General features: G+C 51.7%; 21 protein-coding genes. 13 read left to right on the forward strand and 8 right to left on the reverse strand.

Annotated features, from left to right (window positions below):
* The first annotated feature begins 288 nt into the window (after nt 1-288).
* The 3 genes from H5P27_RS02755 (at nt 289) to H5P27_RS02765 (ending at nt 2,290) form a co-directional block, all read left to right on the forward strand.
* Nucleotides 289-669, forward strand: a complete 381-nt coding sequence (locus tag H5P27_RS02755) for a SpoIIAA family protein (protein WP_185658845.1) — start codon at nt 289-291, stop codon at nt 667-669.
* Nucleotides 670-785: 116 nt separating this feature from the next.
* Nucleotides 786-1,760, forward strand: a complete 975-nt coding sequence (locus H5P27_RS02760) for an ADP-ribosylglycohydrolase family protein (protein WP_185658846.1) — start codon at nt 786-788, stop codon at nt 1,758-1,760.
* A gap of 50 nt (nt 1,761-1,810) precedes the next feature.
* Nucleotides 1,811-2,290, forward strand: a complete 480-nt coding sequence (locus tag H5P27_RS02765; protein WP_185658847.1) for a ribonuclease HI — start codon at nt 1,811-1,813, stop codon at nt 2,288-2,290.
* Here H5P27_RS02765 and H5P27_RS02770 read toward each other — a convergent pair.
* The gene (locus H5P27_RS02770; protein ID WP_185658848.1) at nt 2,287-3,027 is read right to left on the reverse strand and encodes a DUF2293 domain-containing protein; all 741 of its coding nucleotides are present in this window, start codon (nt 3,025-3,027) and stop codon (nt 2,287-2,289) included. The genes H5P27_RS02765 and H5P27_RS02770 overlap by 4 nt on opposite strands.
* A 164-nt stretch (nt 3,028-3,191) precedes the next feature.
* Between H5P27_RS02770 and H5P27_RS02775 the strand changes: the two genes are divergently transcribed.
* The 3 genes from H5P27_RS02775 to H5P27_RS02785 all read left to right on the forward strand — a co-directional run bounded on the left by H5P27_RS02775 (nt 3,192) and on the right by H5P27_RS02785 (nt 7,673).
* On the forward strand, nt 3,192-4,187 hold the full coding sequence (locus tag H5P27_RS02775) for a nucleoside hydrolase (protein WP_185658849.1): 996 nt from the start codon (nt 3,192-3,194) through the stop codon (nt 4,185-4,187).
* Between the two features lie 32 nt (nt 4,188-4,219).
* A complete protein-coding gene (locus H5P27_RS02780; RefSeq protein WP_185658850.1) occupies nt 4,220-6,130 on the forward strand; it encodes a RecQ family ATP-dependent DNA helicase in 1,911 nt (636 codons plus the stop codon).
* Nucleotides 6,131-6,236: 106 nt separating this feature from the next.
* Nucleotides 6,237-7,673: a S1/P1 nuclease gene (locus H5P27_RS02785; protein WP_185658851.1), complete on the forward strand. Its 1,437-nt coding sequence runs from the start codon at nt 6,237-6,239 to the stop codon at nt 7,671-7,673.
* Between the two features lie 16 nt (nt 7,674-7,689).
* Here H5P27_RS02785 and H5P27_RS02790 read toward each other — a convergent pair whose 3' ends face one another.
* Nucleotides 7,690-8,661: a D-2-hydroxyacid dehydrogenase gene (locus H5P27_RS02790; protein ID WP_185658852.1), complete on the reverse strand. Its 972-nt coding sequence runs from the start codon at nt 8,659-8,661 to the stop codon at nt 7,690-7,692.
* 186 nt (nt 8,662-8,847) lie between these two features.
* A complete protein-coding gene (locus H5P27_RS02795; protein WP_185658853.1) occupies nt 8,848-10,035 on the reverse strand; it encodes a methyl-accepting chemotaxis protein in 1,188 nt (395 codons plus the stop codon).
* 289 nt (nt 10,036-10,324) lie between these two features.
* Between H5P27_RS02795 and H5P27_RS02800 the strand changes: the two genes are divergently transcribed.
* Complete coding sequence (locus H5P27_RS02800; protein WP_221774581.1) at nt 10,325-11,044, forward strand: phosphoadenylyl-sulfate reductase; 720 nt, start codon at nt 10,325-10,327, stop codon at nt 11,042-11,044.
* A 166-nt stretch (nt 11,045-11,210) separates the two neighbouring features.
* Here H5P27_RS02800 and rpmB read toward each other — a convergent pair whose 3' ends face one another.
* The 3 genes from rpmB to H5P27_RS02815 all read right to left on the reverse strand — a co-directional run bounded on the left by rpmB (nt 11,211) and on the right by H5P27_RS02815 (nt 13,892).
* Nucleotides 11,211-11,441, reverse strand: a complete 231-nt coding sequence (gene rpmB / locus H5P27_RS02805; protein WP_185658854.1) for a 50S ribosomal protein L28 — start codon at nt 11,439-11,441, stop codon at nt 11,211-11,213.
* Nucleotides 11,442-11,537: 96 nt separating this feature from the next.
* Complete coding sequence (locus tag H5P27_RS02810; RefSeq protein WP_185658855.1) at nt 11,538-12,551, reverse strand: SAM-dependent methyltransferase; 1,014 nt, start codon at nt 12,549-12,551, stop codon at nt 11,538-11,540.
* Nucleotides 12,552-12,719: 168 nt separating this feature from the next.
* A complete protein-coding gene (locus tag H5P27_RS02815) occupies nt 12,720-13,892 on the reverse strand; it encodes a CsgG/HfaB family protein (protein ID WP_185658856.1) in 1,173 nt (390 codons plus the stop codon).
* A gap of 192 nt (nt 13,893-14,084) precedes the next feature.
* Here H5P27_RS02815 and tsaD point away from each other — a divergent pair, with 192 nt between their 5' ends.
* Complete coding sequence (gene tsaD / locus H5P27_RS02820; protein ID WP_185658857.1) at nt 14,085-15,119, forward strand: tRNA (adenosine(37)-N6)-threonylcarbamoyltransferase complex transferase subunit TsaD; 1,035 nt, start codon at nt 14,085-14,087, stop codon at nt 15,117-15,119.
* A 2-nt stretch (nt 15,120-15,121) separates the two neighbouring features.
* On the opposite strand, the gene H5P27_RS02825 is transcribed toward tsaD, so the two are convergent.
* Entirely contained in the window at nt 15,122-16,306 is a 1,185-nt protein-coding gene (locus H5P27_RS02825) for an isochorismatase family protein (protein ID WP_185658858.1), read from the reverse strand.
* 137 nt (nt 16,307-16,443) lie between these two features.
* On the opposite strand from H5P27_RS02825, the gene H5P27_RS02830 reads away from it, so the two are divergent.
* Complete coding sequence (locus H5P27_RS02830; RefSeq protein ID WP_185658859.1) at nt 16,444-16,992, forward strand: hypothetical protein; 549 nt, start codon at nt 16,444-16,446, stop codon at nt 16,990-16,992.
* A gap of 36 nt (nt 16,993-17,028) precedes the next feature.
* Here the strand turns inward: H5P27_RS02830 and H5P27_RS02835 are convergent, their stop codons facing one another.
* Nucleotides 17,029-17,406 carry a hypothetical protein gene (locus H5P27_RS02835; RefSeq protein ID WP_185658860.1) on the reverse strand — a complete coding sequence of 126 codons (378 nt, stop codon included), beginning with the start codon at nt 17,404-17,406 and terminating at the stop codon, nt 17,029-17,031.
* Nucleotides 17,407-17,667: 261 nt separating this feature from the next.
* Between H5P27_RS02835 and H5P27_RS02840 the strand changes: the two genes are divergently transcribed.
* The 4 genes from H5P27_RS02840 (at nt 17,668) to pstC (ending at nt 22,928) form a co-directional block, all read left to right on the forward strand.
* Nucleotides 17,668-18,603 (forward strand): tetratricopeptide repeat protein, encoded by a 936-nt coding sequence (locus H5P27_RS02840; protein WP_185658861.1) that lies wholly within the window; start codon nt 17,668-17,670, stop codon nt 18,601-18,603.
* A 231-nt stretch (nt 18,604-18,834) separates the two neighbouring features.
* Complete coding sequence (locus H5P27_RS02845) at nt 18,835-20,169, forward strand: putative porin (protein WP_185658862.1); 1,335 nt, start codon at nt 18,835-18,837, stop codon at nt 20,167-20,169.
* A 167-nt stretch (nt 20,170-20,336) separates the two neighbouring features.
* Nucleotides 20,337-21,176, forward strand: coding sequence for a phosphate ABC transporter substrate-binding protein (locus H5P27_RS02850; protein ID WP_185658863.1), 840 nt, complete (start codon nt 20,337-20,339; stop codon nt 21,174-21,176).
* A gap of 159 nt (nt 21,177-21,335) precedes the next feature.
* Nucleotides 21,336-22,928 carry a phosphate ABC transporter permease subunit PstC gene (gene pstC, locus H5P27_RS02855; RefSeq protein ID WP_185658864.1) on the forward strand — a complete coding sequence of 531 codons (1,593 nt, stop codon included), beginning with the start codon at nt 21,336-21,338 and terminating at the stop codon, nt 22,926-22,928.
* Nucleotides 22,929-22,937 lie beyond the last annotated feature (9 nt).

Here is a 22,937-nt window from a genome sequence, read left to right on the forward strand (position 1 = left end):
CAATGTGGTCAATAATAGTGTTCTGAACATAAAGGCGGTTATTGTAGAGGGGCTCAGTGTTTCGCAGGAGAGGCGATGTAAGCCAACCCCTAATTGTCAGGCTGTTATCAGACCGTAATCATGCACGGTTTTACTGAAAGTGGCACCACCGTGGGCCCAGCTATCAAGCGTCATTAGAGAGTCGGATAAGTCGTAATCGAAAAGGCCGCCGAACTTGCGGTTTTCTCAGCCGAGCATTATGTTCTGCGCGTTCGTTTCGTTGACTAACTCAAACCAAAAGGAGGCTATATGAGTGTTGGTACGCATGAGGTGAAAGTGAAAACTTGGGCGGATGGAAAGGTGGTCGAGCTCAATGTTCACGGAAAACTGACCGAGAAGGATTGCGAGGAATTCATCCCGGTCATCGACGCAGGAGTGGAGCTGCACGGTCAAGTTCGGCTACTCTTCAACTGCGAGGGATTCGAAGGTTGGACCATGGGTGGCATGTTGGAAGACATCAAATTTGGACTCCATCATTACAACGCGATTTTCAGACTCGCGATCGTTGGGGACAAGAAATGGGAAAAAGCCATGGCGACTGCCGTGAGGCCGTTTACCAAGGCAGATGTTAACTACTACGACATTACGGAATTAGAGCTGGCCCGGGCTTGGTTGCGCGAGGGTACTTGAGATTCCCACCTGATCGCGATGGTGGACTTTTTATAAGCCGCACCATTGCGATAGTGAGCCGATCTATCAAATATTTGGCTCTGGTCTCAAATTTGCTATGGCGAAGGGCCTACACGATGCGAAAATTGAGACTGACCTTTTGCCTGCCGTTTTACCTCATTATGGGATTCTTCACCCACGTTTACTCCTCTGACTACCAGAGGGATCTGGTGAATGCTGCTTTCGCAGCCGATGCCTTTTGTCTAGGACCCCATTGGGTATACGACACCGATGAGCTTGCCCGACTTTACCCGGAAGGAATCGCTGATTTGGATGAGCCGCGTTCGGAGTATCATCCCGGGAAAGTAAAAGGTGATTTTACGCACTACGGAGACCAAACCTTGGTTTTGCTGGAATCTTTGGCGAGCCGAGGTGAATGGTCGCAAGAAGCCTGGTTGGAGGACTGGGCAGAGTTTTGGAAGAGCGACCCCGTGAGCTACCTCGATGGCGCAACACGTGATGCTTTCGATAACTACACCTCTGGATCCCCTCGACCTTCTGACAGCCACGATTTAGCGGGAGCTTCCCGCATGGCTCCACTGCTTGCGTTTTTGTCGGAGGAACCGCTTGAGGTGCAAATCCGTTCGGCCCGACAACAAGTCGAGTCCACCCACGGCGATCCGCACGTTTCCGATGCAGCCGAGTTTTTTGTCCGAGTTGTCAATGCGGTGCGAAAAGGCGCGAGGTACTCCGAAGCTTTCGATTCTGCTGCGGTAGAGGGTGAATACGAATCTTCAATCGGCGAAGAGTTGAATGCGGCTCGCGAAATGCTCGAGGGGGAGCCTATTTCCATCGCCCAACATTTCGGCCAAAGTTGCAGCGTGGTTAAAGCGCTTCCGCTTACGTTGTGGCTGGCTTTGAAATATGAGTCGGATCCGGTCGAAATGCTTGAGCAAAATGCTCTGGTAGGAGGAGATAGCTCCGCTCGTGGTATGCTGCTGGCCTTGCTTGTAGCGGCTAAAGGGGAATTTTCACGTTTGCCGGAATCTTGGACCGCGGATCAAACCGCTCGGGAGCGAATAGATACTGCTTTGGACAAGCTGTTTCCCTAATCCGAGATTGGTCTCGCTTCGATGGAGGCATTAGAGCTTGGTCTCCCAATATGTCATGGAGTTTGTTCACCGATGGGAGCTCTGATCCGAAGTCTAAAATTGGATACGGCTGTTTCCTTCTTTTAGAGAGTCCACCGTTGGGGGACTGCGACAATCTAGCTGATTTGGTGCGAACGAAACGTTTTTATCCGACTAGTTCCTCCAGGCTAGAGCTTCAGTGTGTCATATGGGCTCTAGAGAGCATCTCTCTTCATGTAGGCCCAATGACTCTCTATACGGATTCCCAAGTTATATGTGGCTTGAGCGAACGACGAGCTCGTCTGGAGAAAGCCCGCTTTTGCGGAAAAAATGGCAAAGAACTGGCTCAAGCAGATTTGTATCTAAAATTTTATTACTTGAGTGATGCGTTAAGCTTCACAGTTAAAAAGATCAAAGGCCACCGTCCAAACCGAGAATCTTCCGATTTAGACCGCATCTTCAAGATAGTGGATAAAGCGACGCGAGCGGCTCTACGAAAAGAGCTATCCTAAGAAAACAGCTCTCCTTGGCTCGGTCTTTCAGGTTCGCCAGATTGTTTTTCAGCTACCTTGTTGGGGGTGAGGGCGTTTGCCAATGGGCACTTCGTCAGCTCGATTGAGGTGCCCCTTCGGTAAGTTTCCAGTAGTTCCTTGGATTTTGCCGCGAGCCTGCGTCTCGCTTCGCGTCTGGCTCCTTTGACTCGAGGGATGTGCATGTCGTCGTAGGCAGTTGTCTGATGTCGCATCCAAGCGATGGTAGCCGCTTCGGCCCGCTTTTCGATGGGAATTCTCTCCGTTCTCGCCACGGTTCCGCTTCCGACCGGCGTAGCATGCGAGGCGATCTGCTGGGCCATGACTCTGGCCATAGCCTCGTACTTGGGGTGAAAATCGAGAAACTCGAACACCTTCCGGCGAAAGTCCTCCACGTAGTTCTCTTGTTGCTTGGCTCTTCGATCTCTTCCCGCTTGAAGCTGCTTTTGGTACTCCGGTTTTTGTCGCTCTATTTTGAGCTTAAGCCGTTCAATTTCTATGGTTTCCTTGTCGGCCCAAACGCCAAGAGACACAACGCGACGGCCTCGTTTCTCCTTCACAGTCCAACTAGGGCCCTTCGCTTTAACTCGTCTGGTCAGTGTAGCGTCCCCTGGTTCTAGCAAGTCCCAATGTGCAGGAACGATTAGAACTTCACCCGAGAGCGTGACTACCTGTCTTGGCTTGGGGTGGGGTTTTACTTCCCGGGATTGGAGTGGCATGAAGTTGGGGCTGGTGTTTGGTAAAGTAATACGGAGAGCTTTCGTGATGCACTGCTTGGTACGAAATCAGAGCTTAGGCAATATCGCATTCGTAATCCCGCAATGCTCATTTTGCTGACGCAAAGGCTTGCCGATCCTTTGCTCATTGATGATTCTCCCCATACATGCGGAGTGTAATCATCGACAGTGATTGGGGTGGGGATGTTATGCAGTTGGCCAGCATACTATTGTCTCGACCAACTGAATACGAACTATTGGGGGCGACCGTTACGTTTGGAAATGCTACCCATAATCAAAATTTGGATAATGCGGGAGCTATGCTCCGCTTCCTCGGGATGGATTCTCAAATCTCTCGCTATCCCGGAGCCTTGGCTCCCAGTGGCAAGGAGTTTCAACCGGAGGGCGATGAGGCACACGGAAGAACCGGTTTAGGGGACGCAGTTCTCCCGCTTTCGAGCTATTTGCCAGAAGAACAATCGACAGTGGACTTCCTTCTGGAGCGTCTTGAGCAAGAGATCGAAGATTCTATCACTCTGATTGCTACCGGACCGCAAACGAATGTCGCTGAAGCGATTCGGCAAGCTCCCGAGACTATGGCTCGATTGAAAGAGATTCGAATCATGGGAGGATGCATTGACCCGATGCAGGGTTATCGAGTCGATGAGAATCTAAAGCGAACCAGCGAGAAACCTATCGCCCGCAAAGGGAATATCACAGAAACGGCTGAATTCAATTTTCAGCAAGCTCCACATGATGCAAAAGTTGTATTGGAAAGTGGAATACCGATCGCTCTCTTTCCGATGGATTGCACGCATCAACTGACGTTCACGGAAGAGCGAGCAAACCGTCTCAAGGATACTCTGAGCTCCGAGCCCGAGAAATTGCAGCAACTACTAGATCTTTTGCAGGCGCCGGAGGCTATGGACCAAGCTAAGTTTGGGATTAATTCGGTGATGCATGATGTGCATACCACCGTATCTATGGTGGCTCCGGAGCTCTATCTTGGGCGTCACGGCACTGTTTCGATCGAAGAGGATGGCGAGGTGAATTTTAGTCCTGAAGCGGGGGGGCGGCATTGGGCTTGCGAACGTATCACGAATCCGGATGCGGTTTTCGAAATCTTGCTCGCTTCTTTAGAAGCGCTGTTGATTGAGAAATAGCGATTTAAGTGGGAAAACGTTCAGCAGATAAAATGCCTGAGGCGTATAACACGCTGCGGCACGTTTTTGGATTTGAGGATTTTCGACCGGGTCAGATTGAAATCATAGACCAAGTCCTGCAGGGTAATTCTGCTCTCGCGGTTTTCCCCACGGGGAGTGGCAAAAGTCTTTGTTACCAGTTGCCCGCTTTGCTTCTAGAAGGCGTAACGATCGTTGTCTCCCCTTTGATCGCTCTGATGAAGGATCAGGTCGAATTCTTGCAGAGCCGAGGAATCAAGGTGGCTCGCTTGGATTCAAGCCTCAGTTCCGAGGAAACCAAAAACGTTTATCGAGACCTAAGAAATGGAGACCTGAAACTGCTCTACGTTGCTCCTGAAAGAATATCCAACGAGCGTTTTTTTGCTTCGCTCGAAGGGATGGAAATCTCGCTTCTGGTGATCGACGAAGCTCACTGCATATCAGAATGGGGGCATAACTTCAGACCGGAATACCTCAAACTCGCTATTGCAGCTAAGGCCCTGAATGTAGGGCGAGTATTGGCTCTTACGGCGACTGCTACGCCTGCAGTTGTGGATGACATCAGGGAGGAATTTGATATTCCTCCCAATGCCTACATTAATACCGGATTTCATAGACCAAACCTTTTCTTGGCTTTCAGTCCGACTGAGGAAGAAGACCGTCTTGAAGTCTTAGTGAATAGACTCGCCGCTACGCCCGGAGGAGCGACCGTCGTGTATGTCACTCTACAGAAAACGGCAGAGATTCTGGCCGAACGCCTTACAGAGCGTGGCTTTTTATCTCGAGCTTATCATGCTGGAATGAAAAGTGATCTCCGTTCTCAAATTCAAGATTGGTTTATGGAGTCGGAAGACGGAATCGTCGTAGCCACCATCGCTTTCGGAATGGGTATCGACAAATCGGATATACGTCGTGTCTTTCATTACAATTTACCCAAAACGCTAGAAAACTATTCTCAAGAGATCGGGCGAGCCGGTCGCGATGGCTTGCCTTCTCATTGTGAGGTTTTAGGCGGAAGCCAAGACCTTTTGGTTTTGGAGAACTTCGTTTATGGAGACACTCCGCAGCCTCAATCGATAGAGGGCTTTGTGCGGTATATCCTAGCTCGGGAGGATGTCTTCGACTTGTCGTTGTATCACTTTTCGAAACAAACGAATATTCGTCCTCTCGTTCTGAGTACCTTGCTTACCTATCTGGAGCTGGAAGGTATTCTCAAATTTACGAGTCCATTTTATAGCGAATACAAATTCAAGTACCTCAAACCTAAAGCTGAATTGCTCTCTCGATTTCAAGGTGAACCTGGGCAGTTCCTTCGCGATATACTCTCTTTAGCGGACGAGAAGAAGCTTTGGAGTTACTTGAATTTGGATACAGCGGTAAACAGTCTTTCGGTGGAACGGGCACGCATCGTTAAGGCTTTCAATTATTTAGAGGAAAATGGTTTGTTGGAGGTCGGCGTTAGTGGCTTGAGACAAGGATTTAGGCTCCTCAAGAGACCAGAACTTCAAGAAACGGCTGCCATGTTGAGGGATAAGGTTCAGCGAAATGAGCGAGGCGGAATCGATCGAATCCAAGATGTAGTGACTCTAATTAACCACGAGGGATGCAAGACTCGCTATCTCCTGAGCTATTTCGGAGAGGACCTGAAGGAGTCGTGTGGGCATTGTGGATACTGCAAGACAGGAGCGACTGCTAAGCTTAGCCCGCCTGCAGAAGAGTTGAGCGAGGCAACTTTGTCGATTGTTCGGCAGTTCTGCGAAAAAGTGGGAGATAAATTTGAATCTAGCTGGGAAGCGGCAAAATATCTTTGCGGTATCGCTTCACCTAATACAGGTCGGACAAAGGATAAGGCGTTTGGCTCTCTGGAAACGGCACCTCTTCGATTGGTTGAAATGGCTTTGCTCCAGGCGACAAACGAATTGTAGCGGGTTTGCGCCGTAGTGTGTTCCGAACTTGCGAGGCGGCAGCAAATTTGTCACTTAGTGCGGAATGTTGCGTAAACCTGCTTTTGTTTGGGGATTCAGTGGAGTTGTGTCGAAACGTCTCGCGCGTCTGGCCGTTCTTATTTTAGGAGCGAGTTCAATTATCGCAAGCTGCTGGGCTTGGGGGGCTAAGGGCCACCGAGTGGTAGGGCGAATTGCTGAAGAGCACCTATCACCCGAGGCAAAGATGGCCTTGTCGGAGATTTTAGGAGACGAGAGCTTGGTCGAGGTTTCCACCTGGGCGGATTGGATCCGCTCCGACCCTGATATGGCGCACACGGGGCCTTGGCATTATGTGAACACGCCTGATGGTGTCAGCTACGAGGATAGCGAGAAGAATCCCGAGGGAGACGCTTACGTGAAGCTCACCGAATCGATCGAGCTTTTGAAGGACGAGTCCAGTAGCAAAGAGATGAAACTCGATGCGGTAAGATGGATTACCCACTTGGTCGCAGATTTGCATCAACCTCTGCATGCCGGCAGAGGAGAAGATCGCGGAGGAAATTCGATTCGTGGCGAGTTCTTCGGCGAAAGCACCAATGCTCATCGAATTTGGGATACGGGGCTTATTGACTATACCGATTACTCATTCTCGGAACTGGCGGAATCCTTGGATCGCCGTGTCAAGGTCGAGATCGAAGATGGGCCTGAGCCAGATGTTATGCGTTGGCTGGAAGAGTCTGCCGAGTATCGAAAATTCGCCTACGAAATGCCGGAGGAAGGGTATAGCGGTAGCTATCGCTACGTTTACGACCACCTTTGGCTGGTTGAGCAACGCTTGAAGCAGGCAGGTCTTAGGCTCGCTTTGACCCTAGAATACGCTCTCGTCGGAGGCGACGCTTGGGCTGACATGAGCCTTGATCTTCACTGGGTGCGGAACTCCGCCGAGTATGAAGCTTTGGTTCGCCAGATTTACCGAGCGGCGACTATCGAACTTGAGCAAAGAGTGGCGTCAGGTGAATTCGAGGGAAAATCTTGGGGAGTTGCTCTCGACGCGGATGAAACGATTTTAGACAACTCGCTTGAAGCCAAAGAGCGCATGGGCAGGAAATTTGATCTAGATGTTTGGAATGCTTGGTGCGAGCGAATGGAGGCACCGGCTGTCCCTGGTTCGGTGGAGTTTATCCAGCGAGTCAAGGAGTTGGGAGGCAAGGTTGCTGTCGTTTCGAATCGGAGTGTAGTTGTTCAAAAGGCGACTGAGAAAAACCTGAAGGAACTCGGGGTGGATTTCGACGTTGTTTTGTTGATGGACGAAGAAGGCAACAAGACTCCTAGGTGGAATTTGATCGAGAGCGGTAAGGCTAAGCGGGGCCTCAAGGCTTTCGAAATCGTGATGTATTTTGGCGATAACATTCACGATTTTCCTGCTATGGAGCAGGACCTCGCAGTTTCTGATGACGAAGAGGATTTCGACTCCTTCGGCAGGGAATATATTGTGCTGCCGAACCCAGTCTACGGTTCGTGGGTCAAAAACCCTCGTCTTTAGATAAGGCCAAACGAGGCTACATAACCCGATTGACCAGCGTTTCCCCGTTTTCGAATCGTTTCAGATTGTCCAGGAAATGCTGGACGCAGCCTTCTGATTCGCCCAGATAACCGCCCGCGATATGCGGCGTGATGTAGCAATTCGCGAGGGCTCGGAGTGGATGCTCGGCTGGCAAGGGTTCTGGATTGGTCACGTCGAGCCAGGCCTCTTTGAGTTGGCCGCTGGTTAATGCTACCTCCAGCGCTTTCTGGTCAACCGTGGTGCCGCGTCCGATATTGTAGAATACGCTCCCTTTTTTGCAGTCTGAGAATCGGGCTGCGTCGAAGAAATCCTTGGTCGCTTCGCTGTCTGGCAGGATGTTGATCACATGGTCCGCTTTTGCCAGTTCGCTAGAAAGTTCATTGGGTCCGACGACGGGAATTGGTTCATCGCCGCGAGCTTTGCGGCGATATGCGGTCACATTCATGCGAAAGGGCGCCAGGAGCTCTACGAGCCGAGAGCCTATGGCTCCGTATCCAAGAATCAACGCCGACTGTCCCTTCAATGAGCCGCTATCGCTGCGGAGCTTGAGCCACTCTGGCGAGCCATTAGCGGCTTGGGAGGCGAGCCCTTCTACGAGTCGCCTCGACTGGGCCAGCATAAAGGCAAAAAGGTGGTCGGCACAGGCTTCGTTATAAACGTTGGCGCTGTTACAGACGGGGATGCTCCGTTTCTCCATCTTCTCTCTGAAGCCTGGAGTATCGAAGGCGGTAATTCCGGACGTGTTGATTTGTATCCACTTTAAGGATTCCGCTTTGTCGATCGCTTCCAGATCCGGCTGACCGAAGGCTATGTCCGCTTGGTAAAAGCTGGGATCGACCTCAGGTTTTGTCAGAACGGACGCTGCTGGTTTGGAGGGAAGGAGAAGCTGATGGGCTCCAACACCTTTTTTGAGAAGCTCCAAGGGCTTTGGCCCCAAGGCGAAATCGACGTAGATTTTTAGCGGCATAGTATGTGTGGGTTAACGAGTTAATGGCGTTAACTATGGCATGTGTATCGATAGTCTCTCTGTCCCCGCGACACCAGCTTGGAAAGGTTTTGGGGGTAGGTAGGCTGCGAACGCTGCCCCGTAAAACGCAAACAGGCCGAGCTGGCGAGAGCTCGGCCTGAGTCGTTTTGTGAGTCGATTTGGACTTTAATTGAAGAAGGTTGCTTCTTGGGGTCTGTTCGACTGGCGGGAAATTTCACTCCAATCCATCTCCGAATCAGAAGAGTCATGCTTTTTCTTCGTCGAAGTCTTGATTGGAGCTGGGCTTTTCCCGCTCAAAATTCTTTGCAGCTCCATGACGGTGTGTTGCATGGTCTCCGCTTGGGAGGACAACTCTTCAGAGGTGCTGGCAGCCTCCTCGGCTGTGGAGGAATTCACCTGAATGTCCCGGTTCAATTCCCCGACGGCACCATTGATTTGAGAGATGCTCTGGGTCTGCTCTTGGCTGGCGGTGGAGATTTCCTCGACCAAATCGTTTACGCTTCGAGCTTTGCTCAGGATATTTTCGAAAGATTCCCCGACGCGGCTCGAAATTTCTACGCCCCGTTCAGAGCGAAGAATGGAATCTTCGATTTGCGACTCGGTGTCCTTCGCTGCGGATGCGCAACGTTGGGCCAGGCCTCGTACCTCGTCGGCAACTACGGCGAAGCCTGCTCCCGCTTCGCCCGCTCGGGCGGCCTCCACTGCGGCGTTCAGGGCGAGGATGTTCGTTTGGAAAGCGATTTCGTCGATAGTCTTGATGATGTTAGCGATGTTGTCGCTCGAAGACTTGATTGCGTTCATTGCGTCTATCATCTCGCTCATTCCACTCGAGCCCTCTTCAGCTGCAGATCGAGTTTCATTGGCCATAGACCGAGCTTGGTTCGCATTGTGAGCAGTGCGGGAAGTGGTGTCTGAAAGTTCGGAAAGAGCAGCTGCGGTTTGTTGGATGGAGGAGGCCTGCCGGCTAGATCCGTCGGCCAGTCCTTGACTTGAGGTCGAGACCAAAGAGGCGGCCGCTCCGGTTTGCTCCGCCATGGCCATCAGGGAGGATTCAACCTCGTTCAGTGGCTTGGTGATAGAAGCATTCAAATTGAATACAAAGAAACACGTGGCGCCTAAACCTACCACAAGGGCGATGGATGTGAGCTTCAACGATGTGCTTGAAGAGGTGGCTAATTGCTCGATTTGCTCGATGGTTTGGGGGTCCAAATCGCTTTTTTGCTCGATGCCGTCCACAAGGGAACGTGTTTCTGAGGCCCCCTTGAGGCCAATCAAACCTACGATGAGGAATAGGGAGGCGAACACTCCGATGAGCGAATAAAGGCGAGCTTGGATGGATAGGTTCTTGAGCATGATTAGACTTGGGATGAGGCAAAGTTGCTAGGCTTAGGATGGGTAGAGGTCACTACGTAGTGAAGGTCAACACCCTGCAGGGGGATAATCGGCAGGGCATCCGGAGCCTTGATGTGAATTTTTAGGCTTTTTGAAACTACCCGGCCTTGGGCCGGTTTTCTGTGGGATTTCCGTATATCAAGATACTCAAAGCGCTCCTCAAATGAGTTTTGCGCAGTCCTGAAACTGCTAAAAACGTGCTTGCTCTAGATAAACATCTATAAAATAACCAATTTACTTAAGTTAAGCAATGGACGCAGTACTTGATACAATGGACTCACAAGAAATCGATTTGGAAGGAGCAAGCGCAGAAGAGCGAATCCAGTGGGCAGCGGAGAAATTCGGCGACGAGTTGATCATGACTACCAGCTTCGGGACTCACTCTGCCGTAATGTTGCACCTGGTGAGCTCCATTTTGCCTGATATCCCGGTCGTGTTCATAGATACGGGGTACCTTTTTCCGGAGACCTACCGTTTCGCGGTCGAGTTAACGGATCGTTTGGGGCTTAACCTCAAAAAGTATCAGGCCAAGATTTCCGCTGCGGAACAAGAGGCTCTTTTTGGCAAGCTTTGGGAAAATGGGGAAGCGGGTCTCAAGCAGTATGGATTGATCAACAAGGTCGAGCCCATGGACCGCGCGGTTCGCGAGTTGGGAGCTAAAGCTTGGTTAGCGGGTCTTCGTCGCAGCCAAAGCTCCGGTCGCAGTGAACGTCCGATCGCTGAAAAGCAGAACAAGCTCACCAAGATCTATCCCATCCTGGATTGGGATAATCGGAAGATGCACGAGTACCTGACAGCCAACAAGTTGCCGTACCATCCACTATGGGATGAAGGTTATGTTTCTCTGGGCGACTGGCATAGTACTTCCAAATTGATGCCCGGAATGACTGAGGAAGATACTCGATTTGGCGGCTTAAAACGGGAGTGCGGGCTGCACGAGATATCTGGCCAAGCAGATTTCCAGATCTAGTCGTCCGTCGAATAGCCGGATCCCTGAGGAGTTTTTTTTAACCGTTGTCAGCGCTAGCTTCGTAGCCTTTCGGTTTTGAAACTCCTTTTTTGTGCCGGGTGGACACAAAAAAACCGCCAATCCTCAACGGATTAGCGGTTTTTGAAAGTGTTTATCTAGGAGGGACTTACGCCTTTTCAACGAGTCCAGCCTTGATGGCCTTAGCGCTTACCCACATGCGTTTCACTTGCCCGGAAGCAAGACGTACGCGGATGCGTTGTACGTTTGGACGGAACTTACGCTTGGTCGTCTTGGTGACGTGCGTGCCGATACCGCCGCTTTTCTTGGACTGGCCCTTGCGGTGGATGATGGAGCCAGTGGTTGGACGTTTGCCTGTAATTGCGCAGATTCTTGCCATGGTGGAAATTGGTTGAGAAACGGGGAAGAAATGGTTCGAGGGGGACCTTGGCAAGAACCAAATGGAAATTTTTTGACGGCCAAGTCTGTCGAGTATCTACCTGGCGAGCTTACGGATCGCAGTCAAGGCTTGGAACTTTTGCCCCATCATGGCCGGGTGCATCAATTCTTTCAGCTTTTGGCGAACGGGCGAAAAGGCAGGTAGATTGGGATCGAAGGCTTTCTGGAGGAAATTGGGGGCACGACGCACTATAAATGCTTCCTGGCTTTGCAGGCTGAGTTTTTCGAAACGGTTATTTTGAAGAATATCCTCAATGTGGTCCCAGCAAATGTGGTGAGTGATGTCTATCTCGCCCGGCGCCTCTAGTATATTAGGGAGCTGCTGGTGGGATTTGTAAGCACGCGCCGTTCCCTGTGGTGTGTCCGCAGCCATCGCTTTCCAGACTTTGCCGTAGTCGAAGGCTAGAAAGACGCCCGACCAATCGAGCTTGGCGATTCGAGAGGCGAGAATATTAGCTCCGAGGGGAAGGTCGATGGTATATCCGGACGGCAAATCCGTTTCCAGCTGATCCACATAGGGCAAAACTTCCTCGCTTAGCTCCTTTCGTGGAGCCCACACGAATTTCGAATCCTCTGCCCGAACTCCAAATTCTACCCATTGGGAGCCATCGAAGCGAATCTGGCGAAATGTTTGGGCGTCGAAGAGTTCGTTGGAAAAAACAACCGCTTGCTCTGGGATCTCCAATGCTTGGCCGACCCCGATAGTGGAGATGCTTTTGAAGTGCGGCAGATCTTGATCGAATAGGGTTCCCCCCGGTTCGGCTCCAAGCTCCACCCAATGCGTATCAGCTGCTTCCAGCCCTTCGGCTTTTAGTAGCTCAAGCGTGGCCTCTAGCACTATCTCGCCGAAAGCCTCTTTTAGGCTGATCGATGTAAAAAAGTCGGATTGGCTTTCCCGTCCGACGCGCTTTTTGTCACGGCAGTAGTAGCCCAAGGTCGGGTGGTAGAGGGCGGTTTGGATGAAATCGGGAAGTTCAATGAACCCATCCGCATTCGCCTTCTCTCCAATAGCGGTCAAGAGTTCGGAGGACTGTTCGGTAGCTTTGGTCATTTTCGCTGCTACCGGAACGAGACAGAATCCAGCCGGTGAGTCACGCTATTTGAATCTAATCTAGCTCTGGATTTCCCAAATTAAGTCTCCCTTGGGAGTAAGCTCCCACGAAAAAGCCCGCCACCTTTTGGGTAGCGGGCTTCTTTTAAATAGATCGCGGGAAGCTAACTAGTTTTTCTTTCCCCACTTTTTGTTTTTCTTATCGCGGGCTCCGTTATCCTTCCAAGCATCGCCAAATTCGATAGCCGCTACAGGTGCAGTGGATATCACCTTGTCTCCACGGGTTAGGGTAGTCGGATCGAAGTCGATCGCCTTGGCGAAACTGAACTTCTCTTGGACTTTGGCTATTTGAAGCTCGCCTAGAACGGTCTCCATAGAACCGAGAGAGAGGCCTGTCTCCGGGTCGATAAATTCTTCACCTTTGGAAACTGCTTGTAGTTTGTCTCCGACGGAAACGACGTCTTCGCCAAGATTGATGATTACTTGGCCGTTGGCTACCTGAATAACAGAGCCCTCGGCTGGTTCGATTCCGATTTGCTTGATCAGCTCGTAGATACCGACGTTTACGGCTACGATCATCGCTTTTCCGATGGGAGCCTTAGAGAAGTTGCTGAAAGCTCCCCCCGCAGCGCCGCTGCCGCCCCAAGCTCCTCCGCCGAATCCAAGAGACTTGGAGGAGGTCACCACGGTTACTTGCTTGGTGAAGGTGACCTCACTCGTCTCCGCGTCGATGAGACGGAAAGCCATTTGGACCATGGATTTGGAACCGCCAACGCTGACACCTGCGAGCGCTCCGCCAGTAATGCCGCCCAATCCAATCTTGTTGCCCTTGAAGTTTGGCTCGTAGGAGGTGACGACCGCTTTGATGAAGGTTTTGGCGCCCAAAACCTTACCCACTTTTGCGGCTGAAGGTTGAGAAATGCGGCCGGAAGCTCCGAGATCCTGCTCGTTCAGAAGGTTGTCTAGGACTTGGCGCTCAACGATGCGGAAACGACCCGTATTGTTGAGGATGTCGGTGATCATGGCGTCGATCCCGTTTACGGGCACCTGATTGAAATCGCCAACGGAGTAGCTGACGCTTTGTCCGTTGCCGTAATTGACTTGGTAGCTGCCAGTAGAGGACGAGTTTTCGACCGGAAGCACACCGATTCGTGTTTGAGGGCCTTCGTATTCGCCGTACTGAACCTTGATCAGGTCCATGGGGCTCTTTTCGGCAATCGCGTCGAGCGATTCTGGAAGTGGAACTAGATCGCCGTTAAGGTCGGCGTAGGCGAGGAAGTCTGCTTGAGATGTTGCGAATGGCAACAAGCCCAAAGTCAGGGTCAGTAGAGCTTTTTTCATGAAACTCGTAGTTTGTTGGGTTGGAGTTTGTCAGAACGAGGAAAAGAGAATCTTCGATAGAGATCTTTAGGTAGTTCTGCCAGAATGGTTTCGCCGTTCAACCCTTTTTCCGGGTAGAGGGCTTTTTGAAGGATCGTAAAGGGACAATTTGTTTGTCGACTCGTAACTTCGACCTAGTGCATTAAGGCTTAAATGATTTTAGCGATTGAGAGTTCTTGTGACGAATCGGCACTCGCCCTTTTCGAGCGAGGCGTCGGCATCAAAGGGGAATGGATAAGCAGCCAAGTGTCCTTGCATGCCGAATACGGCGGGGTCGTTCCGGATCTAGCCAGTCGCGAACACCTAAACAATTTCGCTCCGCTACTGGAAACAGCTCGCAAGGAAATGGGCTTTGAAGGCGTATCCGAAATTGCAGTGACCACGGGGCCCGGTCTAGCAGCCTGCCTCGCAATGGGGTTGGCCGTGGCGAATTCTCTGTCGCTCGCTTGGAAGGTGCCAGTCTTCGGAGTGAATCATTTAAGGGCTCATGCTCATTCTCCGTTTGTGTCGGTTTACGAGGAGAATCCGGCTGAGTTCGATTCTCATTTGGCGGATGATCTTTTGCCGCACCTTTCTTTGATCGTTTCGGGTGGAAATACGATTTTGGCAAAGATTTCGAAGGATCGCTCTCTCACGATCCTAGGCCAGACGATAGACGATGCGGCGGGAGAAGCCCTCGATAAAGGGGCTAAACTGTTGGCTCTCGGTTATCCGGGCGGCCCAAAACTCGAGAAGCTCGCTCAGGGTGGCGATGCGAAGGCTTATCGTTTTCCGAGAGGCTTAGTAGATAAGCCGCATTTGGATTTTAGCTTTTCCGGACTGAAGACCAGTCTTCGGTACCAGGTCGAAAAGATGGGCGTCGAGGCAGCGGAGTCCGATATTAAGAACCTTTGCGCATCTTATCAGGAAGCCGTAGTTGATGCTTTGATACGAAAGGCGGACAAGGCTCTGAAACGAGGTGGATTCAAGAGCATTGGCCTCTCCGGAGGCGTTTCGAACAATGGTGTATTGCGACAGCGGTTTGAAGCCCTTGGGAAAAGGCGTCGTGTCGCTAGCCTATTAGCCAAGCGTTGCCACACGGGCGACAATGCGGGTATGATCGCCTTTAGCCACGTGTTCGAAAATCGAATACGTAGTGCTGGCTCTCTCGACATCGCGCCGAGTTTGCAACTCGACGCTATCGTCTAGGACTATTCAGCCGGCGGTACTTCGCTAGCTGGCTCTTTCGCGACTTTCTTGGCAACCTTTTTGGCTGCTTTCTTGGCGACCTTTTTGGCCGCTTTCTTGGCGGCTTTTTTGGCAGCCTTTTTAGCTGCTTTCTTGGCCGCTTTTTTAGCAGGCTTCGCTTCAGGGGCTACCGGAGTTGGCTCGCTTTTGGGTGAAGGGGCTTTTTCCGCATCCGCTGGTTTCTCAGGCTTCTTTTTCTCTGGCTGTTTCGAAACGGGTTTTTCCTCCTGCTCGGACTTGGTCGCCTGATCTCGTTTTTCTGGAGAGGGAGATTGTCCTTCACCTCTAGGCGATTCACTGGACTGGTCTTGCTTACGCTCGCCATTCTGATCTTTACGATCTCTGTCACGACCGCGGCGGCGGCGACTGCGCTTCCGTCCGCGTCGCTCTTCCTGGTCTTCGCCTTGATTGTTTCCGTGCTGGTTTTCGTGGGGCTTGGGGGAACGGTTGTCTGCTTGACCCTCTTTATTCCCATCCCGTTGCGACCGATCGCTATTTTGCTTTTTAGGGCGTTCCGGCGTTTCGTCCACTTCGGGCGGGCGGGTTTCCAAGTACTTTTCGAGAGAGAACTCGTCCGCTGAAAATGCCTTCACTATTTGAGTGAAGGGGCGGAAGTAGGGATTTTGCGTATCGGAAAGAAGAGAGTAGAAGACGGTTTCCGAAGGGAGGAGCTGGCAGCCCATTCGGGTCAATGCGGATAGGGTAGGGGCTTCGTCTTCTACGCGGCGAGATCCGAGGCAGTCGCTTAGCAAGGTGATGTCGATGTCTTCATCGGTGGCCTGTAGTCCAGTCTGGTACACGCAGATGGGGATTTCGAGACCCACTACCAAAAGATTGTAGATTTCTTTTTCGCGCAGGTAGCGCTCGATGCCTTGGGCTCCGAGAGCAGAGAACGTTTGCTTGGAGAATACGCGTGGCTTGTAGGCCAGCTTGTAAAGGTCGCTGTTGGTACGACCCAACTTTTCGGGGGCCTGCTCGGTGAAAATGGTATTCAGCTTCAGGCAGCGGGCAGCTTCGATGGCGAAAGCGGTGCGTTTTAGGAATCCTTCCTTGTCGCTGATGGTGTCAATGAAGCTGTCTTGAGCGTCGATTACGAGGAGCGCTACAGAGTCGAGGATTTCAGGGCGAACCTTGCGGTTTAGTTGCATGCCAGGGTGTCTTGGTTGAATTTCGGGACCGCCTGGTCCCGTAGGAAACTGACCTTAAAGAGGATTCTCCGCGTATAATCAATCCGAAGCCCCAAATTTTTCTAGCCAGTGAGGCAGCTCCTCAAATAGTGAGTGCCATGGAATGGCATATTTCACCGATCGCTTCTAAATCGTACCACTCGGGAAAGGACTTCGCGAAAGACGATGGCGTTGCCTGCGCTTTGGTCAAAAACGGAGAAGGCGAGCTCGTTCGCGTGGATACCCTTGTCTCGGAAGCGAACAAAGTGGAAATGCCTGGCGATGTGCTTTGCCGTTGGACTCAGTTGTTCAAGCCTAAGCCCAGCGACGGCAAAGAGGAAGCGGAAGCGTTGAAGCTTACCGCGGACAATTTGTTCATCAGCTTTTTCGAGGGGGAAGAAGAGGGAACCCTCTCCGAGGAGAATGCGGAGCTGAAGCTATTCCTCGGCTTGATGTTGGAACGTCGCCGCGTGTTGCGCGTCAAGGCCCGCACTCGCAAGTACACTCGTTATGTACATCGTCCCAGCAAGCGGGAATTTCTTGTGCCGGCAGTAGACCTCGATCCTCGATTCTTCATCGAGAACGAAGAGAAGCTCTCGTTCTTGATCGATGGAGGAGAGGATTCGGAAGCGGGCGGAGATGAGCCCAAGGAAACCGAAGAATCCTGAAGGGCCATTCGCCCAAGGATCTAAAATCTCACTAGATTAGCGGAGGGCCAGGAGCGCGATGGTTATGATCTGGATCGCCGTTTCCTGTTGCTCGTTGTTCTCGCAAGGAGGCTGTCCACCGAGGTGGGATAGTTTGGTCAGTAGCTCCACAGCGAGCGTCTGGCAAATCGGTTGGCGTTCCGCGTGGTGGACTTCGGCCCGCAAGTTTTCGATCGCTTCCAACAAATTGTAGTCAGGAACGATAGCGGCGGCTGGGCGGCGGCAGTAGCGGAAGCGTTGGACTTTCGCAGCTCGGGCGTAGTCTACGACTCGATCCGCGAGATCGGTAAGTTGCCCAAATACGCTGGGGGCGCGTTCCGTTGCGAATGGGAACGAGCGAGATCGGCTGGGCTCGAGTGTTTGGCTTGTTTGCATGTGAGTGGTCGTTGCTGATTGATTTTTGAAAAGCAAAAAGCCCGAGGCGTTTCGGCCTCGGGCTTTTCAAGAAAGTGTATTGCTGTCAGTCTTATCTAGGTTGACGCAAGCCACCGGCCCAAGGCGTGTTCGCTTTGGTCATCATAATTGCGGTGGTCTTAATGTTATTCACGTCGGTCACCGTACTTTCATCGGCTCGCGTGTCAAGGAGCTTGCGTGGGAAGCGCATCCTGAGAAGCGTAGGGAGCGTATTTACAGATCGTGTATAAACGTTTTTTCAAACAGGTCGCCCCACTTCTGATTTCCCTCGTCATTATGGGAAGTCTGTCGCTGATGGTTAAGAAGTTCGAGCGAGAGGCTCCGCGACCGTTTGATCGTTTGATTGTGGAAGCTTTGCCGGATCTCCCGGATTTGGCCGGCGCTCATCCGAAGTTGATAGAGCGTTTCAGCTACGCCCACGCGGGGCTACAAATAGGGGCGGAGCAATTGGATTCGCTTCAGGAACTCGCCTTTCTCTTTCATGCCAACGGATTTTCGGGGCAGGCTGAGTCTTGCTATCTAGGCCTTGAATCGTACGAGACTGATAATCCGCTTTGGCCTTATCTGCTAGGGATTCTCAAATTGGACCGCACGGACCAAGCCGAAGTGGCCGAGCATTTTTCTCGCTCCATCCAGCTCGATTCCAGCAACTCGATGGCCTATCTGTATTTGGGAGATGCCTACCTCGAAGGCGGTTTGCTCGATGAGGCCGAAATTTCCTTCCATTACCGCCTAGAAGGAGAACCGGAGGATCCTTGGGCTTTGGCGGCTTTGGGGGAGATTGAGGTTCGGCGAATGGATTTACCCGCTGCCCGCGATTGGCTGGAGAAGGCTGTATTGACGGAGCCGACTCCCGCTCTCGCCTACGATTTATTGCCGGATGTCTACTCAGAGCTTGGTGAATTTGAAAAGGCTCGGGAAGCACGCTTGGAAGCGGAATCCCGTGACTTGGTGCAGGTCCCCTTTGACCCGAGGTTAGCGTTTCTCATCGGCTATTGTTACGATCGCGAACGCCTGCTTGCCTTTGCCCGAAATGCCCGGGATTCCGGCGAATTTCAAAGCTCTATCGATGCTCTGGAACGGTTGGTCGATTTGGAACTAGCGGACGATGAACTGCTTGCAGAGCTGGCGGAATTGACCCGGCGTTTGAAGGACTAGCGGGCGTTACGGGTCGAGATTTTGCCTCATTTGTGTCACGCGTAAGTTACAAACAGGTAACGCTAGCGTGAATGGGGCATGAAATGTTACGAACAAGTTACGGCTATGTTACGCCGAGGTGATAATTAGGAATAGCGCCTACATCTCCCTCGCTTTTCGGAAAAAACGGAGTCTTCTGCCCAACTATCGCGGCGGGCATCCCCCTCCCGAGACCCGTAATCAAATCACAAAATGAACATTTCGAAATTTGCTAAATCAGCTGTTTTGACCGGCGCGCTATTGGGCGCTCCACTCTCGCTCGAGCTTCACGCAGAGCGCGATACTGCCGACATCCTCGTGGATGTTTTGGTAATGAAAGGCATCCTCACTGAGGAGGAGGCTGCCTCCATCCGTCAGGAAGTCGCGGAAGTTGCCGCGGCTGAGCGAGAGCTCGTGGTCGAATCAGCGGTAGCCGCTGCGTCGACTTCTGCTCCAGTTGCTCCATCAGCTCCTGCCGCTAATGCAGTGCCGATGCCTAAGGCTCTCGATGGTCTTAAGCTTTACGGCGATGCCCGTTTCCGCTTCCAAGCCGAGGATGTGGACGATGCCAGCACTCGCCAACGCTGGCGTTACCGTGCTCGCTTCGGTGCGGATTACGCGTTCAAGGAAAGTCCTTACTCCATGGGGCTCCGTCTCGAAACTTCTAGCGCAAACGACTCTACCAACGCCAACTTTGGCGGATTCTTCGATAAGACTGGTGACGAAGTTCGTCTAGGCCTCGTCTACATGAAGTACGCAGGCGACGATGTCACGGTCCAGCTTGGCAAGCACAAGCACCCGTTTAAGATAAGCTCCGCTTTTTGGGATAGTGATATCAACCCCGAGGGCGTTTCCGAATCTTTCTCCGCAGGCGGCATCACTTACAATCTCGGTCAGTACGTCATCAGCGAAGAACGCGAAGACAAGGGTGGGGAAGACGACTTCATGTTTGCGGCGCAGGCGGTTTGGAGCAACGACAGCGGTCTGACGGTTGCACCGATTTTCCTCACCACGACAAGTGGTCAGGTGGTTGCTTCTGAGAGCGCTTCATTTGGTGGCGAAAACGCGATATCCTACTTCAGCAACTTCGACGTGCTGATGGTACCAGTAGAATATAAGTTCAAAGGTGAAAATGGGATCGGCCAAAAGGTATTCGGCACCCTTGGTAAGAACTTCTCGGGTGGCGATGCCGTAGACCACTTCGGTTTCCCTTACTACAACGAGATCGATACCGGCGATCAGGATATGTTCTTCAATATTGGCTACCAGTACGGCAGCGCCAAGAAGACTGGAACCTGGCAGGCTGGCATCGAGTATCGTTACCTCGAAGGAGCTTCTTACACGCCAAACCTCTCCGATTCTGACTTCGCGAAGAACAGCCTCAACCACAAGGGGTTTGTTCTGAGCTACAAGTACGCGGTTACGGATTTCTTCACCGCAGGGCTCACTTACATGGATAGCGACCTGATCGATGAGGAGTACACCGCTCCAGTCGTGGCGAAGGACGACGTGAAGCTGCTGCAAGTAGACGCAGCCGTTAAGTTCTAAAAGCTGGAGTCTACCAAATTCGCGTGGCCCAAGCCGTTGGCCGGCCACGCTTTTAAAGACGTTCCCGTAACAGAAAAGTGACACTTAAGCTCTTGGCTAAAGGGAACCGCGCAAAACAATCACCTATCTGGTAATACAATTTATTTACCGAACGAACCTAAGGAATTATGAAATCAATTAACGTATCACGTATCGCTAAGAAAAGCGCCCTCGTAGCTCTTGCTCTCGGTTTTGTCAGTCTCGCTTCCGCGGCTGAGAAGATCGTAATCAAGGGGTCGGATACCCTCGGAGCCAAGATGGTTCCTCAACTCGCCGAAGAGTTTAAGGCTATCAAGTCTAAGGAAGGCGTTGAAGTTATCTTCGAAATCGCCGCGGAGGGTTCTTCCACAGGTGTCGCTGCAGTCATCGACGGTACCGCTGATATCGGAATGTCCTCTCGCGAAGCGAAAAAGACAGAAGAGTCCAAGGCTTTGCTCAAGGGCGTTAAGATGGAGTCTATCACCATCGCTCTCGACGGCATTGCGGTCATCGCCAACGAATCCAACCCGATGGATGAAATCTCTGCTCGCGAAGTGGAAAAGATCTTCACTGGCGACGTAGCGGACTGGAGCTCCATCAATGGCGTTTCCGGTGACATCTCCATCTACACTCGTAACACTTCTTCCGGTACTTATGCCGTTTTCCAGAAAATGGCTCTTCGTAAGCGCGACTACGCTCCTGCCTCTCAGAAGATGGCTGGCAACGAGCAAATCGCCTCGGAAGTCGCTGAGAATCCAAATGGTATTGGCTACGTTGGCCTCGCTTACCTCGGTACGCCAGGCATCAAGACTCTGCCAGTAGACGGCGTCACTCCAGAGCGTCCAGACTACCCATTTGCTCGTCCGCTCTACTACTACCACGACGGCAACAAGGAAATGCGTCCTATCGTAAAGGAATTCGTCGATTTCTGCCTCAGCCCAGAAGGTCAGCAGATCGTCAAGGACGTGCACTTCATCTCTGTTCTCTAATCTCAGAGGAAAGCCGAATTTTTAGCGGCGTCCTCAATTATTCTGAGGACGCCGTTTTTTTGCTCGTGATGACGCCAACTGTTCGCGTTACAGAGGGACAATAATTTAGATCCTTAAAATCGTAGAGCCATTTCCAGGCTCTAAAATTTTAGATCCCGCATGGACAACAAAGAAGAGACCAATCGCTACGACCTGCATTCGCGCAGCAGGCGAATTCTCGGCTTGGACAAGGATCAGGCGCTCAAAGGCCTGTTTGGAGGAAACGCTCTCGTTTCCATCATTGTCTTAGCTCTTATCACTTTTTTCCTCTTCAAGGAAGGGATCGGCTTTTTTGGCCAATACCGCCAGGATATCGCCCTCTACCGATCTTCGGGGCTCGAATACGTCGAGATTATGAAGGAGGAGAGCGATGCGTTTATGCAGCTAAATCGCTACCTCAACTCGATACGCAGCGAACACACGCAAATTCTCCGCGACCAAGGATTGAGTTTTCAGGAGTCCAAAAAGGTTCTCTCTAGTTACGAAGATTTTGTCTACGATTTCGAGGACCTTGGATATCCGATTAGCGAATACGCCCTCGAAATGAGTGAGGTCGCAATCGGGGCCCGCGACATGTATGAGGAGTCAGAAAACCTCCGTGAGCACCGTCAAAACCTGCTTGACCTTGGTCGAGATGAGGAGGCGGCGGAGGTCGAAGTGCTGGATGTGGACCTGAGCATGTTCGTCAACATGCTGAAAGAAGGGGAGCCTGACTTTTTGGCTCTGAACGATACCATGGAATCGGGGATCACGAATCTGATCTCCAACTTGCCTGAAATCGGTATCGAGTCCTTGGATGCGAAAATGGAGCGTTTCGCCGAGCTTTGTGAAATGTTCATCGCTCAGCTCGATGAATTTGAAACACGATTGGCGGAGTGGGATGCGGACAAAACAGTGGGCATGTCTGCCGCTGTGACCTCCTTCATTTTCGGAAAGGAATGGGTGACGAATAGCTCCTTTCAGGATTGGTACGGGATTTTGCCTCTTTTCACAGGATCGCTCCTTGTTGCTTCGATCGCCATGCTTATCGCCATCCCATTGGGAGTCGGAGCCGCGATTTATATCAACCAGTTTGCGAAACCCGCGGAGCAAAATTTCATCAAGCCATATATTGAATTCATCTCGGCTATTCCATCCGTGGTAATCGGGTTTTTCGGTATCGCGGTTTTTGGACAGTTTGTTCGTTCAGTATCCGGTTGGTCGATACTATCTGGGTTCGACTTCTTTCCGATTAGCGAACGTTTGACCGCTTTTACGGCTGGTTGTCTCTTAGCTTTGATGGCGATACCAACGATCTTCACGCTCGCGGAAGATGCCATCAACAACGTGCCAAAATCCTTCAAGGAGGCCTCGCTCGCGATGGGGGCGACTCGTTTGCAAACCACTCTCCGTATCATCGTTCCCACTTCGCTTTCAGGAATCATCTCCGCCATCCTTCTCGGGTTTGGGCGTGTGATCGGGGAGACCATGGTTGTGTTGCTTTGCGCGGGTAACCGTATCGAGATACCAAACTTCGCCAACGGGATCGGTACGTTTTTTGAACCCGTCCACACCATGACGGGAATCATTGCTCAGGAACTGGGCGAAGTGGTGAATGGCAGCATCCACTACCGAGCCCTGTTTATGGTAGGTATGGTTCTGTTCCTGCTGTCATTGCTCATTAACTACTTGGCTCAGAAGATCGTGCTCAAGTACCAGATTTCGAGAGGTTGATCTACGACC

It is taken from the genome of Pelagicoccus albus (genome assembly GCF_014230145.1).
Classification (GTDB): domain Bacteria; phylum Verrucomicrobiota; class Verrucomicrobiia; order Opitutales; family Opitutaceae; genus Pelagicoccus; species Pelagicoccus albus.